Raw genomic sequence first — 14,361 nt, 5'->3', positions numbered from 1 at the left:
AACTCGGAGGTCTGGTCAGGTCATGTCGTTTTCGTTCAGGCCCCGGAGGTCGGTACTCGCGGTTCCCGGCAGCAGCCGGAAGATGATCGACAAGGCCAAGGGCCTTCCCGCGGACGAGATCTTCCTCGATCTCGAGGACGCCGTGTCGCCACTGGCCAAGGAACAGGCCCGCAGCACCATCGTCGAAGCTCTGAACGAGGACGGCTGGGGCGACCAGATCAAGGTCGTGCGCGTCAACGACTGGACCACGGATGCGACCTATCTCGACGTCGCGACGGTCGTCGGTGGTGCCGGCGCGAACCTCGACGCGATCCTGCTGCCGAAGGTGCCCGACGCGAGCCACGTGAAGGCGCTCGACCTGCTCCTCACCCAGGTCGAGAAGGCTCACGGTCTCGAGGTGGGACGGATCGGCATCGAACCGCAGATCGAGAACGCCATCGGGTTGACGAACATCAACGAGATCGCGACGGCGAGCCCGCGCGTGCAGACGCTCGTGTTCGGTCCCGCCGACTTCATGGCGAGCATCAACATGCGCACGCTCGTCGTCGGTGAACAGCCCGAGGGTTACGACGTCGGCGACGCCTACCACCACATCCTCATGACGATCCTCATGGCCGCGCGCGCCCACGGGCTGCAGGCCATCGACGGTCCCTACCTCCAGATCCGCGACGTCGACGCCTTCCGCCGGTCGGCGCAGCGCACCGCCGCCCTGGGCTTCGACGGCAAGTGGGTGCTGCACCCGAGCCAGATCGACGCGGCCAACGAGGTCTTCAGCCCCCGGCAGGAGGACTACGACAAGGCCGAGATGATCCTCGACGCCTACGAGTGGCACACCTCGGCCGAGGGCGGCGCCCGCGGTGCCGCGATGCTCGGCGACGAGATGATCGACGAGGCGAGCCGGAAGATGGCCCTCGTGATCTCCGCGAAGGGCCGGGCCGCCGGGTTGCAGCGCACCCAGAAGTTCGAGCCGCCGGTCTCCTGACAGGAAAAAGAACATATCGGGCGAACCGTCGCGGCGTGCCGGTCCCCGTCGAGGCAGAATGGAGACCGGCGCCGCGACCGTCGGCGTGTATCGCGAAGGAGCCGAAACGACATGACGAATCCCCTCGGACCGGGTCGCCAGGTACCCGGTCTGCCCACACCTCCCACGGGCTGGCCCGTCGGTTCGTACCCGACCTATGCCGAGGCGCAACGGGCGGTCGACCACCTGGCCGATCAGAACTTCTCCGTCGAGGACGTCACCATCGTCGGTGTCGATCTCATGCAGGTCGAGCGGGTCACCGGTCGGCTCACGTGGCCGAAGGTGATCGGCGGCGGCATCGTCTCGGGCGCATGGCTCGGCGTGTTCTTCGGTCTGCTGCTCGGCATCTTCTCCACCGACTTCCTCGGCCCGCTGCTCGTCGGCCTCGTCGGCGGCATCATCTTCGGCCTCATCTCGGCGAGCATCCCGTACGCCGCGACCCGCGGTCAGCGCGACTTCTCGTCCACCATGCAGCTCGTCGCCGGCCGCTACGACGTGCTGTGCCAGCCGCCCACCGCCGAGAAGGCGCGCGACATCCTCGCCAAGCTCGCCATCTGATCGTCGCGCGGTCGCGCGTTCGCCGAGAACGGCACTCGTCGTGATCGGCCTCGCGCCACTACTGTCGATCCCATGCCCGACCTCGATTCGGTGGCCGATGCCCTCTACGGCCTCGACCCAGGAGACTTCGTGGCGGCCCGCTCCGAATTCGCGGCGCAGGCACGCGAAGCGGGCGACCGCGAGCTGACGGCGGCCATCGGCAGACTGCGCAAACCGACGGTCGCGGCCTGGATGGTCAATCTGCTCGCCCGCGAACGGGCCGACGAACTCGCGGCGCTGCTCGACATCGGATCCGCCCTGCGCACCGCGCAACGACGATTGTCCGGCAGCGAGATGCGGAAACTGTCGGAGCAGCGTCGCCGAGTGGTCGCCGCGCTCGAGCGCGACGCGGGTCGGCTCGCCGCCGACCGCGGCCGCACCGTCTCGGAGAGCGCACTGCGCGAGGTGGGGCGCACCCTCAACGCCGCGCTGTCGGATCCCGACATCGGGGAGCAGGTCCGGCAGGGCCGACTCGACGCGATCGTCGAGTCCGACGGCTTCGGTGACCTGTCGGCGATGCCGCTCACCGTCGTCCGTGGCGGGTCCGAGGAGAAGGACGAGGACGACAGAACGTCAGCGGACAGGACTGCGCGCAAGAGCAAGGGCGAGCGTGGACCCACGAAGCGCGAGAAGGCGGAGCAGGCGGCGCGCGACGCGGAGATCGACGAGGCCGCTGCCGCTCTCGACTCGGCTCACAGCGCGGCCGAGGACGCGCGCGAAGCCGCGTCGGCGGCAGAGCAGGAGCTGGCTCGTCACGAGGAGGAGGTCGCCGAGCTTCGGGCGAAGCTCGAACACGCAGAGCAGCAACGCACGTTCGCGCGCCGCGCCGCTGCCGAGGCGAAGAAACGGGTGGTCGCCGCCGAACGCGCCGTCTCGGCCGCCGAGGCCCACCTCGCCCGGACGAAGAACTGAGCCGTCAGGAGCGCGCCTTCGCGTGCGCGACGAATTTGCGCTGCCAGGGCGTCTCGACCGCGCGCGGATGGTAGTGCCGCCGAACGAAGTCGACCGCCTCCTCCGGGGAGAGCCCGTCGAGGACGGCGAGGCACGCCAGTGCGGTGCCGGTGCGGCCGCGTCCACGCCCGCACGCGATCTCCACGCGCTGTCTTCCCGCCCGGATCCACGCCTCGTACAGAATGGCGAGAGCGTCCTCCGGCTCGCGCGGCGTGCGGAAGTCGGGCCAGTGGATCCACCGCGACTCCCACTCGAACGGTGCTGCCGGAGGGCGGCCGAGGAGATACACCCCGAAGTCGGGAAACGGCTCGTCGAACACCGGTCTGCGTATCCCGCGTCCCCGCACGAGTCGGCCGGAGGGCAGCTGCAGCACCCCGGTGTCTGCTGGATCCCACTCGCGTCGCACGCTGGAAACCTACCCGCCCGGAGCCGGTGTACCGAACGTCACGGCCGTTCACCCGCGGTGCAAGTTCGCGGTCGATAGTGTCGTTCCATGGGTGAGCGAACGGAACCGGAGATCAGAGTTCTGGAGTCGGAAGCCGAATTGCGGGAGGCGTCCGCGCTGTTCCGCACGGCGATGGTGGGTCTGCCGTCGTGGCCCGAGGTTCCCGACGGGACGGTGAGCCGCTACCTCGAGGCCGGCCGCACGTGGGGTGCCTTCCTCGACGGCATGCTCGTCGGGACAGTCGACGCCACGAGCGGAAATCTCACCCTGCCCGGCGGCGCCCGGGTGCCGCACGCGGCGGTCACCCACATCGGTGTGCTGCCCACCCATACGCGTCGCGGCGTGATCTCCGGACTCGTGCATCGCCAGCTGAGCGACGCGCGGGACCGCGGCGAGATCCTTGCGACGCTGCGTGCCTCCGAAGCGACCATCTACGGCCGGTTCGGCTACGGCGTCGCCTCGACCTCGGTGTCCGTCGACGTCGACGTGCGTGGTGCCGCACTGCGTCCCGACGTGCCCGAGTCCGGAACGGTGCGTCTGCTGACCTATCCGGATGCGTGGGACGTGCTGGCGCAGATCCATTCCCGTCATCTGCCGCCGCGCCCCGGCATGATCGATCGGTCGGAGTACTGGTGGAACTCGCGCCGATGGCGGGCCGACTCGCTCACCGATCCGATGTACGTGGCGGTGCACGGCGAACCGGGGCAGGAGGACGGCTTCGTCCGGTACCACCCCGTCGACACGCAGGCATGGTTCACCAGCCGCAACCGCACCGTCGTGGTCGACGACTTCTTCGCCCCGTCACCCGCGGCGTACGCCGGCCTGGTCCGGTTCCTGCTCGACCTCGATCTCGTCGACACCCTGCGGTTCGCGGCACTTCCGCAGGACGACCAGCTCCCACTCATGCTCGGCGACGCGCGTGCCGTGCACTTCCGCTCGGTCTCGGACGAGACGTGGTTGCGCATCCTCGACCTCGATCGGGCGCTGTCGGCGCGGAGTTATCGAGGGTTCGGCTCGGTGAGCGTGGAGGTGACCGATCGGCTGCTGACGGACAACGCCGGTGTCTTCGAGATCTCCGCCGACGGCGTGGCGCGCACCGCGGGACCGGCCGACCTGACGATCGACATCGCCGACCTCGGTGCGCTCCTGCTCGGCCGGCATGGCTGGCACCGGATGGTCGACGCGGGTCGCGCCCGGGTGCACCGACCGGACGCCGTAGACACCGCTGACCTGCTGTTCTCCTGGCCCCAGGCACCCTTCTCGGGGACCTCCTTCTGACCTCGTCGTCGTGCCGATTCCGCTCCGGATGTACGCCCTGCTCGTTTTGCTACGGCTGGCCGGTACGGGCGTTATCGTCGGATCACGAGGTCCCCGATACGAGCGGAGTCACGCATGAGACGGTCGGGCAAGACACGGCGGACGAGCCGGGCGGTCACAGCTTCTGCGGCCGCGGTGCTCCTGGCGTCGGGACTGGCCGCGTGCGGCAGCGACGACGAGGGTGTCGTTCTGTCCTTCTACACGGCCGCCGACGGTGCCGAGCAGTACGCGCAGGCCGCGGAGGTGTGCACTGCGGAGGCCGGCGGCCGATATCGCGTGCAGCAGAGGACACTTCCGAAGAACGCCGACGACCAGCGACTGCAGTTGGCGCGGCGGCTGACCGGTAACGACCCGGGCCTCGACCTCATGACCCTCGACGTCGTGTGGACGGCCGAGTTCGCCGAGGCCGGGTGGGCGCTGCCCTTGCCCGACGATGTGGCCGCCGAGGTCTCCGAGGGCACCCTCGAGGGCCCTCTCGAATCAGCGACCTGGCAGGACCGGCTGTATGCTGCGCCGCTCAACACCAACACCCAGTTGCTCTGGTACCGAAAGGATCTCATGCCGGACGGGCAACCTCCGGAGACCTGGGACGAGATGATCGAGATCGCGAGCGGCCTGGCCGAGGAGGGCCGGCCGTCGTGGATCGGGGTGCAGGGCCGGCAGTACGAAGGGTTGATGGTGTGGTTCAACACCCTGCTCTCGAGCGCCGGAGGTTCGGTGGTGGGGGAGGACGGTGTCACGGTCACCCTCACCGACAACGACGCGGCGGTGACCGCGCTCGACATCATGAAGCGCGTCGCGACGGCGCCCGGCGCCGATCCGTCCCTGAACCAGGCCGACGAGGCGGCCGTCCGCCTCGGTATGGAGAGCGGGCGCACGGCGTTCCAGGTCAACTGGCCGTTCGTCCTGCCGGGCATCATCGAGAACGAGGCTGCTCTGCCCTTCATCGACGAGAACGGCAACGTCACCTCGGAGAACACCGGCAACACGGTCCTGACCGTCGACGGTGAGCAGAATTTCCTTCCCGCGCCGTACCCTTCGGTGATCCCCGGCGAGCCCGCCCAGGTCACCATCGGCGGGTTCAACATCGCCGTCGCCCGCACGAGTACCCAGCCGGATCTCGCGTTCGAAGCGATGCAGTGCCTGCGCAACGAGGAGAACCAGCGCAACAACGCCATCGGTGGCGGCGTGCCGCCGACGCTCGCGGCGCTGTACGACGACCCGGAATTCCAGGAGGCCTATCCGGCCTGGCGTGAGGTCCGCGCCGGTCTCGAGAACGCCGCGGTGCGTCCCGCTTCACCGGCCTACCAGAGCATTTCGACGCTGGTGACGGCCACCCTCAACCCGGTCGACCAGATCGATCCGCCCCGCACCGTCGAGGAACTCGCCGAGCAGGTGCGCAAGGCGGTCAATTCGGAAGGACTGATCCCGTGACCGCCGTCGAATCGAAACCGACCGACGAGACCCCGAAGGAACCGTCGGCGAAGACGAAACCAGCGCTGTCCGAGGGGAAGAAGGCCGAGCGACGACTCGGTCTGTTGCTCGTCGCGCCCGCCGCGATCGTGATGCTCGCGGTGACGGCCTATCCGGTGGGATACGCCGTCTGGCTCAGTCTGCAACGCTACGATCTGCGCTTCCCCGACGACCGCCGGTTCGTCGGGCTGTCGAACTACGTCGCGGTGCTCAGCGACGAATTCTGGTGGCAGGCCTTCATCGTCACCTCGCTCGTCACCCTGGTCTCCGTCGCGATCGAGTTCGTACTGGGCCTCGCGATCGCACTCGTCATGCACCGCACGATCGTCGGCAAGGGCATCGTGCGCACGGTGGTGCTGATCCCGTACGGCATCGTCACCGTCGCCGCCGCCTACAGCTGGTACTACGCGTGGACCCCGGGCACGGGCTATCTCGCGAACCTGCTGCCCGACGGCAGCGCCCCGCTCACCGATCAGATCCCGTCCCTGGCGATCATCGTGCTCGCCGAGGTGTGGAAGACCACGCCGTTCATGGCGCTGCTGCTCCTCGCCGGCCTCGCGCTCGTCCCCGACGATCTGCTCAAGGCGGCGCAGGTCGACGGTGCCGGGGCGTGGACGCGTCTGGTGCGGATCATCGTTCCGTTGATGAAACCGGCGATCCTCGTCGCCCTGCTCTTCCGCACGCTCGACGCCTTCCGCATCTTCGACAACATCTACGTCCTCACCCGCGGCGCCAACGGCACCGGATCGGTGTCGATCCTCGGTTACGACAATCTGTTCCGGGCCTTCAACCTCGGCATCGGGTCGGCGATCAGCGTCCTGATCTTCCTGTGCGTCGCGATCATCGCGTTCGTGTTCATCAAGTTGTTCGGTGCATCCGCGCCCGGCTCGGACGAAGGGGGCCGATGATGGCCGAGACCAGGAAACGGACCCTGTCGTGGTCGGCGGTGAACCTGATCGTCCTGCTCTACGCACTCGTCCCGGTGCTGTGGATCGCGAGCCTGTCGTTCAAACCGCCCGGCACCATCCAGGACGGCCGGTTCATCCCGCAGCAGTGGACGCTCGACAACTACCGCGGCATCTTCCGCACCGACGCGTTCACGAGCGCCCTGATCAACTCCATCGGCATCGGCCTGATCGCCACGGTCATCGCGGTGATCCTCGGGACGATGGCCGCCTACGCGATCGCCCGGCTCGACTTCCCCGGTAAGAAGATCCTGGTGGGCGTGGCGTTGCTCATCGCGATGTTCCCCCAGATCTCCCTCGTCAGCCCGCTGTTCGAGATCATGCGCGGACTCGGACTGTTCGACACGTGGGCGGCGCTGATCCTGCCGTACATCACCTTCTCGCTGCCGCTCGCGATCTACACCCTGTCGGCCTTCTTCAAGGAGATCCCGTGGGAACTCGAGAAGGCCGCGAAGATGGACGGCGCGACACCGGGTCAGGCGTTCCGGAAGGTCGTGGCCCCGCTCGCCGCTCCCGGCATCATCACGGCGGCGATCCTGGTCTTCATCTTCTGCTGGAACGACCTGCTGTTCGCGATCTCGCTGACCTCCACCGAGCGGTCCATCACCGCACCCGCCGCGATCGCGAACTTCACGGGTGCATCGCAGTTCGAGGAACCGACCGGGTCGATCGCAGCGGCGGCCGTCGTCATCACGATCCCGATCATCGTGTTCGTCCTGATCTTCCAACGTCGAATCGTCGCCGGACTGACCTCCGGCGCAGTGAAGGGATAACTACCGTGGCCGAGATCGTGCTCGACAAGGTGACGAAGGAATATCCGGACGGAGCGAAGGCCGTCAGCGACGTGGATCTCGAGATCGCCGACGGCGAGTTCATCATCCTCGTCGGACCGTCCGGGTGCGGAAAATCCACGACGCTCAACATGATCGCCGGTCTCGAGGACATCTCCGACGGCGAACTGCGCATCGCCGGTGAGCGTGTCAACGAGCGGGCACCGAAGGACCGCGACATCGCGATGGTCTTCCAGTCCTACGCGCTGTATCCGCACATGTCGGTGCGCGACAACATCGCGTTCCCGCTCACCCTCGCGAAGGTGTCCAAGGACGAGATCACCCGCAAGGTCGACGAGGCGGCCCGGATCCTCGATCTCACACAGCATCTCGACCGCAAACCCGCCAACCTGTCGGGCGGTCAGCGGCAACGCGTGGCCATGGGTCGTGCGATCGTGCGCAGCCCCAAGGCGTTCCTCATGGACGAGCCGCTGTCGAATCTCGACGCGAAGCTGCGCGTGCAGATGCGCACCGAGATCGCGCGCCTGCAGAAGCGTCTCGGCACCACGACGGTGTACGTCACCCACGACCAGACCGAGGCGATGACGCTGGGCGATCGCGTCGTCGTGATGCGCGGCGGGTTCGTGCAGCAGGTCGGGGCGCCGCAGGAGTTGTACGACCATCCGCGGAACCTGTTCGTCGCCGGCTTCATCGGGTCACCGTCGATGAACTTCGTGCCGGGGCAGATCGAGAACGGTTCGATCCGCACCTCGTTCGGCGAGTTCCGGTTGCCCGACGAGCGGTGGGAGACCGTGCGTCGCAACAATCCGTCGCGCGAGGTGGTCGTCGGTATCCGTCCGGAGCACTTCGAGGACGCCGACCTGCTCGACCCGACCCAACGGGAGACGGGCGTGACCTTCTCCGCCGAGGTCGACGTGCTCGAGTCGATGGGTTCCGACAAGTTCGCGTACTTCACGGCCGAGGGGCCGGGTGTGCACTCGAAGGACCTCGACGAACTCGCCGCCGACGCCGGTGCCGACATGTCGGCCGAATCGCTGGTCGCGCGGTTGTCGGTGGAATCGCAGGCCACCAAGGGCGGGACCGTGCAGTTGTGGTTCGACCCGGCGAAGATCGCGCTGTTCGATCAGGAGACCGGCGCGAACGTCACCCTCTGACAAACCGACTTCGGTGGATCCGACCCCGGAAGGCGGGGCCGGATCCACCGAAGTCGTCAGCGGGGTGCGCGGCTGCGGAGTTCGTCGACGATCTCCTCGCTCCACACGTGCCGCCGCACGAGTCGGTACCGCTCGCTCGCGATCCACAGATACACCTCGGCGTCGGTGCGTGAGCGCAGCATTCCCGCTTCGCGGGCCATCGCGACGACGGGGACGAACTCCTCCTCGTACCAGCGACGCGCGACCTCCTCGCGGGTGAGGTACTCGCCGAGATCCTGCATGAGCCGGAAACCCCACGCCTCGACGGCCTCGGCCAGTTCGGCGTACCCCCACGGGTCGGACACGCGGATCGCGTCCTGCTCGGCGCCGTGCAGGGGGACGCGGCCGAGGAACATCCGGAAGTGGTCCTTGCGCACGAGATCGGGACGGGCCCTGATGCCCTCTGCGGGCACCTTCGTGGTGATCTCGGTGACGTAGGCGTCGATCGTGTGATCGCCCTGCGCGTAGGCGATCGACACGCGGTGGTGCCCGTCCTGCACGAAGTGCATCGGCCCCACCCGGTACACGGAGATCGGCGGTATGGCCTCGCCGCGGCGCCGCGCGGCCGCGATGCGTTCCCAGCGTGCGCGCAGACGCGCCGAGGTGGGGCGGAAGTGTCGGTCGAAGTCGTCGGCGCGGTCGACGCTGCCGACGATCGAGGCGACCTCGATGATCTGCAACCCGAGTCGCCGCTCACCGAGGCGTCCGAGGGCGGCGACGACGTCGTCGAAGGGCAGCACCGTGTTGACGTCGGCCGGTTCGCGGCGCAGCCATGCGATGAGCCGGGCGTACTCGGCGCGCCGGCGTTGCCGGGCGAAATCGTCGCCGGCATCGGAGACCGGAAAACCGGTGTCGCGAGCCACGCTTCGACGGTACCGGGCGGTGCACAGGTCCGGGTGGGAACCGCATGTGCGGGACGGGGACTACATTGCAGGGGTGACCGACGCAGTTCTCGCCACCGTCCGCAGCCACCTCACCGAGCATCTGACCGCGCCGGGTGATCCGGATCCGGAATCGGCGTCGGTGACCTTCCTCGGTCTCGAACCGATCGAGGTCCTCCGATTCCGCGGCGCCGAACTCCTGCGGTACGCGACCCTGGGATGTTCCCGGCACCCGATGGGCGACCCGACCGACATGGTGGCCGACCCGACGCGCGGGCCGCGGGCCGAACTGGTTCTCAGCCTGCGCGACGACGAGGGCGTCACCGCCGGCGTCCACCGCACCCTCGCGGTGCTCGCGGCGCTGCCCGCCGTGGAGGGCGTGGTCCTCACCGACGACGCCCTGCTCGATCTCGGGGAGCCGCTGTGGCCGGGCGCTCCGTTCACCGCGGTGTTGCTCGAGACGGCCGACGTGCCGTCGCTGGAGTTGCCCGAGCCGTCCGATCCGGTCCACTTCTTCGAGGCCCGTCCGATCACCGGTACCGAGGCGGCCTGGAAGCGGCTGAAGGGAACCGAGGCGCTGCGCGAGGCGTGGGAGGAAGCGGGCATCGACCTGAGCGACCCGCGCCGGGCGCAAGCACGTCTGTGACCGTCCCGGTTCTCACCGACCGTGCGCTCGGACGCGCCACGCTGGCCCGCCAGCACCTGCTGCGGCGGAGCAGCACGGATGCCTTGTCGATGATCGAGCACCTGCTCGGGTTGCAGGCCCAGGCGCCGCTCGCCCCGTATTTCGCGCTGTGGACCCGCATCCGGAGCTTCCGGCCCGACGCGTTGTCGGATCTGCTGGAGTCGCGGGCGGTCGTCCGGATCGCGTTGATGCGCGGCACCGTGTTCGCGGTCTCCGGCGCCGATGCGCACGCGCTGCGCCCGTGGGTGCAGCCGGTGCTCGACCGGGGCGTCGACGCGAACAAGGCCCACCGCATCGGCCTCGAGGGTCTCGACCGGTCGGCGCTCGTGTCGGTCGCCCGGGCTCTGCTGGCGGGCACTCCGATGAGTCAGGCCGAGTTGCGACCGTTGCTCGCCGAACGGTTCCCCGACCAGGATCCGGCCGCGCTGGCACACGCGGTGCGATGTCTGCTTCCGCTCGTGCAGGTGCCGCCGCGCGGACTGTGGGGACGATCGGGGCAACCTCGCCTGGCGCACCTCGACGAGTATGTGGGCCCGCCGCCCGCGTTCCCCGGCCCAGATCGGTTGATCCTGCGGTACCTGGCCGCCTTCGGTCCCGCAAGTGTCAAGGACGTGCAGACCTGGTGCGGCCTGACCCGGCTCGCCGAGATCGTCGACCGCCTCCGCCCACAACTCGTCGTGTTCCGGGACGAACGCGGAACGGAACTGTTCGACCTGCCCGACGCGCCGCGACCCGACCCCTCGGCCCCTGCTCCCGTACGGATCCTCGCGCCGTTCGACAACGTGCTCCTCTCGCACGCCGATCGCACCCGGTTCGTCTCGGAGGAGCACCGCAAGCGCATCATGGCGGAGAACGGGATCATCGCACCCCTGCTGCTCGTCGGGGGCACTGTCGCGGGCAGTGCGCGCGTGATCACCGACCGGACTACCGCCGCCGTGGAGATGACGCTGTGGCGGACGGTCACGGTGTCCGCTCGGTCGGCGCTCGAGGCCGAGGGCATGCGACTGCTGAACTTCGCGGCACCAGAGGTCGAGACACACGACGTGCGGTTCGTCGACGACCGCTGAGCCGCCTCCGACCCGCCGTCACCCCCGCGGCACGACCACCCCGAGCGATCCGGCACCGAGGCACACGGTGGTGCCGGGAGTGGACGAGCGCGCCTGCAACGCCGACCCGTCCCCGGAGACGCGGACGTACACCGTCCCGAGTCCTTCGGTGACGGGCACGGTGCCGGATGCGTGGCCGGGGAACCCGAGGCCGATCGTGCCGTCGGCGGAGGCCCGGTAGTTCACCTGCACCGTCCACTCCCAGTCGCCCGCAGGGGAGTCGAGCGGCACGGCCGTGACGGCGTCGGTGGTGACGCGATGACCGCAGTCGGGCTCGGGGCCGGGCGGGACGAAGCGCAGCGGTAGCAGGTCGGCGGGAGTGCGCTGTCCGAGATCGTCGAGGACCCACAGGTCGGTCGCGTGGTCGCGGATGTCGGACCGGCCGGGCAGTGCGGAGAAGACGGACCCCACCAGGTTGTGCGGGTAGGTGACCGGCAGCAGGATCCACACCGACACCGGGTGATCGAGCACGGGCTCGTCGGGCCGGGCCGTGAGCGCGGCCTTCGCCGCCCCGAGGTAGTCGCCCGTCGGGTTGTCCGACCAGCTGCGCGCGAACGTCACGGTCGACCACAGCGAGCCGACGGTGAACACGGCTGCGCAGGTCCAGGCGGTCGCACGAACGGCGCGAGGACGGGTCGTCGTGCCCCGCCGCGGGGCGCGCAGGATCAGCGCCGCGGCGATCGCGACGACCACCGCGGAGTCGGCGAAGTAACGCAGTGTGCGCGCGAGTTCGTAGGTGGTCTCCGGGCCGAAGCGCGTGCTGATCATCGCCGCGAGCGAGGCCAGGACGTAGGCGATCACCGTGAGCCACACCGGCCCGGTCCGGTGCCGCCGGCGCACCGTCCACACCGCCGCAACAGCGACGGCGAGCCACGCGGCGACGACGAGCACGAGCGGGGGATCGGCCCAGGGCGGACTCGGATTCCACCGTTCCCACTCCCACGGACCACCGAGCAGCGACGGCAGCAACCCGTAGGAGATGCCGTGATGGGTCAGCCCGGCCACCATCGACCACGGCGGGATCCCGAACCGGGACTCGACCACCGTCGCGTAACAGACCGCCCACACGACGAGCACGGCCACCGACCCGAGCCACAACGGCCGGGCCTGCGCCCATGTGCTGCGGATCGGGCGCGTGAGTCCGTCGACGTGGTGTGCGAGTGCGACCGTCGCGAACGCGGCGAACGGAACGAGGACCGACTTCTCGAAGAACACCAGGGCCACCGCGGTGACGACGAGGGCGCTCACGAGATGACGCCGTCGACCGGTCCTGCTGTACTGCAGCGCATCTCCCGCCACCCAGGCCAGTGCGGCCTGCAGCGGCAACGCGTTGAGCGCGGCCGCCCACCACGCGAAGGCCGGAAGCGTCAGCGGCGTGAGGAGATAGAACAGCAGCGGCCCCCACAGAGCGCGTCGCGGACCGAGCAGCAGCCAGAGCACCCGCAGCACCGCCAGCGACGCGAGCAACTGACCGATCACGAGCGAGGCCGCCGCCGGCCACCATTCCAGCGGCGCGATCGCCGTGGCGATCCCCGCCACGAGGAAGGCGGCGGGCATCAGGTGACCGTCGTGGTCGTACCGCAGGAAGAGATCGGACAGCAACGGATACGACCCCGCCCGCCCGAGGAGGATCAGGTCGTCCCAGTAGAACTCGCCGGTCGCAGCCACCACCGTCCGGAGGATCGTCTGCAGCAGGATCAGTGCGAGGGCGACGGCGAGCACGTGGCGTCGCGGCGATCGCACCGCCTGCGCAGCGCGTGTCGGGGCTCGGTCGAGTTCGGTCGTCACAGCCAGTTGTTGCGCCTGAAGGTGACGAACAGTCCCACGGTGATCGCGACGATCGCGGCGAGCACGACGTAATAGCCGTATTCCCAGTGCAGTTCGGGCATGCGATCGAAGTTCATGCCGTAGATCCCGGCGATCATCGTCGGCACGGCGGCGATCGCGACCCACGCGGAGATCTTGCGCATGTCGGTGTTCTGCTGCACGGTGACCTTCGCGATCGCCGCGTCGAGCAGCGTGCCGAGCGTCTCGTCGAAGGCGGCGATGCGGTCGGACACCGTGGTGTGGTGGTCGGCGACGTCGCGGAAGTACCGCCGGACATCCTTCGGGATCGGGTTGCCCGGTGCCCGGATGAGTTGCTGCAGCGGTTCGGCGAGCGGCACGACGGCGCGGCGCAGCTGCACGATCTCGCGCTTGAGCATGTAGATCTGGTCGACCGCGATCCGCGTGTCGGGGGTGAACACGAGCTCCTCGATGTCGTCGACGTCGGGCTGCACGGCCGTGGTGACGGCGAGATAGGAGTCGACCACGTGGTCGGCGATCGCGTGGAGCACGGCCGCCGGACCGCGGGACAGATGATCGGGGTCGCGTTCGAGGCGCTTGCGCACGTGCGAGAGCTCGGAGTGGTCGCCGTGCCGCACGCTCACGATGAAGTCGGGGCCGGTGAACAACATGATCTCGCCGGTCTCGACGATGTCCTTGGTGGTCGTCACCGACTCGTGCTCGATGTAGCTGACGGTGCGCAGCACCAGGAACAGCACGTCGTCGTAGCGCTCGAGCTTCGGCCGCTGGTGGGCGTGGACGGCGTCCTCGACCATCAGCTCGTGGAGTCCGAAGGTGTGCGAGACGTTCGTCATCTGCTCCTCGTCGGGGTGGTGCAGCCCGAGCCACACGAATCCCGTACCGCGCCGACGTACCTCTGCGATCGCCTCGGTGTGGCTGTAGCGGCCGGGCAGGCGGTGCCCGTCGACGTAGACCGCGCAGTCGACCACCGCTTGCTCGGTGGGGACCGGGGGAGTAGTGGGGCCGCGACGGGTGGCACGAGAAGGCTGGTGCGGCATGTTGTCCTTCCTCACGGCATGCCGCTGGGACGCGGCCCGGTCGCAGGCCCGCGGCGCGGCGGTCGCCCGTCGACGGGGACCGGGCGGGGCAGC

14 protein-coding genes are annotated in these 14,361 nt (G+C 69.0%); 10 read left to right on the top strand and 4 right to left on the bottom strand.

The features are described from left to right. Positions 1–22 precede the first annotated feature (22 nt). From ACWPOC_RS08455 to ACWPOC_RS08445, 3 genes are all read left to right on the top strand, one after another. On the top strand, positions 23–982 hold the full coding sequence (locus tag ACWPOC_RS08455; RefSeq protein ID WP_120281882.1) for an HpcH/HpaI aldolase/citrate lyase family protein: 960 nt from the start codon (positions 23–25) through the stop codon (positions 980–982). 111 nt (positions 983–1,093) lie between these two features. Then, entirely contained in the window at positions 1,094–1,579 is a 486-nt protein-coding gene (locus ACWPOC_RS08450; protein ID WP_006554299.1) for a general stress protein, read from the top strand. 72 nt (positions 1,580–1,651) lie between these two features. Beyond that, positions 1,652–2,530 (top strand): hypothetical protein, encoded by an 879-nt coding sequence (locus ACWPOC_RS08445; RefSeq protein WP_120281883.1) that lies wholly within the window; start codon positions 1,652–1,654, stop codon positions 2,528–2,530. Between the two features lie 4 nt (positions 2,531–2,534). On the opposite strand, the gene ACWPOC_RS08440 is transcribed toward ACWPOC_RS08445, so the two are convergent. Beyond that, the gene (locus ACWPOC_RS08440; protein WP_120281884.1) at positions 2,535–2,975 is read right to left on the bottom strand and encodes a protein-tyrosine phosphatase family protein; all 441 of its coding nucleotides are present in this window, start codon (positions 2,973–2,975) and stop codon (positions 2,535–2,537) included. Between the two features lie 87 nt (positions 2,976–3,062). On the opposite strand from ACWPOC_RS08440, the gene ACWPOC_RS08435 reads away from it, so the two are divergent. The 5 genes from ACWPOC_RS08435 (at position 3,063) to ACWPOC_RS08415 (ending at position 8,714) form a co-directional block, all read left to right on the top strand. Continuing rightward, on the top strand, positions 3,063–4,292 hold the full coding sequence (locus ACWPOC_RS08435; protein ID WP_120281885.1) for a GNAT family N-acetyltransferase: 1,230 nt from the start codon (positions 3,063–3,065) through the stop codon (positions 4,290–4,292). Positions 4,293–4,406: 114 nt separating this feature from the next. After that, complete coding sequence (locus tag ACWPOC_RS08430; RefSeq protein WP_183070668.1) at positions 4,407–5,765, top strand: ABC transporter substrate-binding protein; 1,359 nt, start codon at positions 4,407–4,409, stop codon at positions 5,763–5,765. Positions 5,766–5,830: 65 nt separating this feature from the next. Next, a complete protein-coding gene (locus ACWPOC_RS08425) occupies positions 5,831–6,712 on the top strand; it encodes a carbohydrate ABC transporter permease (RefSeq protein WP_455408474.1) in 882 nt (293 codons plus the stop codon). Continuing rightward, the gene (locus ACWPOC_RS08420; RefSeq protein WP_006554305.1) at positions 6,712–7,542 is read left to right on the top strand and encodes a carbohydrate ABC transporter permease; all 831 of its coding nucleotides are present in this window, start codon (positions 6,712–6,714) and stop codon (positions 7,540–7,542) included. The genes ACWPOC_RS08425 and ACWPOC_RS08420 overlap by 1 nt, the downstream gene beginning before the upstream one ends. Before the next feature lie 5 nt (positions 7,543–7,547). Continuing rightward, positions 7,548–8,714 (top strand): ABC transporter ATP-binding protein, encoded by a 1,167-nt coding sequence (locus tag ACWPOC_RS08415; protein WP_455408408.1) that lies wholly within the window; start codon positions 7,548–7,550, stop codon positions 8,712–8,714. A gap of 56 nt (positions 8,715–8,770) precedes the next feature. On the opposite strand, the gene ACWPOC_RS08410 is transcribed toward ACWPOC_RS08415, so the two are convergent. Next, a complete protein-coding gene (locus ACWPOC_RS08410) occupies positions 8,771–9,616 on the bottom strand; it encodes a chromosome partitioning protein ParB (protein ID WP_120281888.1) in 846 nt (281 codons plus the stop codon). 73 nt (positions 9,617–9,689) lie between these two features. On the opposite strand from ACWPOC_RS08410, the gene ACWPOC_RS08405 reads away from it, so the two are divergent. Beyond that, positions 9,690–10,280 (top strand): suppressor of fused domain protein, encoded by a 591-nt coding sequence (locus tag ACWPOC_RS08405; RefSeq protein ID WP_159418887.1) that lies wholly within the window; start codon positions 9,690–9,692, stop codon positions 10,278–10,280. Then, positions 10,277–11,386: a winged helix DNA-binding domain-containing protein gene (locus ACWPOC_RS08400; RefSeq protein WP_455408407.1), complete on the top strand. Its 1,110-nt coding sequence runs from the start codon at positions 10,277–10,279 to the stop codon at positions 11,384–11,386. Before ACWPOC_RS08405 ends, ACWPOC_RS08400 begins: the two co-directional genes overlap by 4 nt. 18 nt (positions 11,387–11,404) lie before the next feature. Here the strand turns inward: ACWPOC_RS08400 and ACWPOC_RS08395 are convergent, their stop codons facing one another. Both ACWPOC_RS08395 and ACWPOC_RS08390 read right to left on the bottom strand, forming a co-directional pair. Then, the gene (locus ACWPOC_RS08395; RefSeq protein WP_455408406.1) at positions 11,405–13,213 is read right to left on the bottom strand and encodes a hypothetical protein; all 1,809 of its coding nucleotides are present in this window, start codon (positions 13,211–13,213) and stop codon (positions 11,405–11,407) included. Further along, entirely contained in the window at positions 13,210–14,268 is a 1,059-nt protein-coding gene (locus tag ACWPOC_RS08390) for a magnesium and cobalt transport protein CorA (RefSeq protein WP_192378733.1), read from the bottom strand. Before ACWPOC_RS08390 ends, ACWPOC_RS08395 begins: the two co-directional genes overlap by 4 nt. Positions 14,269–14,361: the final 93 nt, after the last annotated feature.

The organism is Rhodococcus sp. 5G237 (assembly GCF_053764735.1).
Note: the sequence above shows the minus strand (reverse complement) of the source record. Positions and strands in the feature narration are given on the sequence as shown.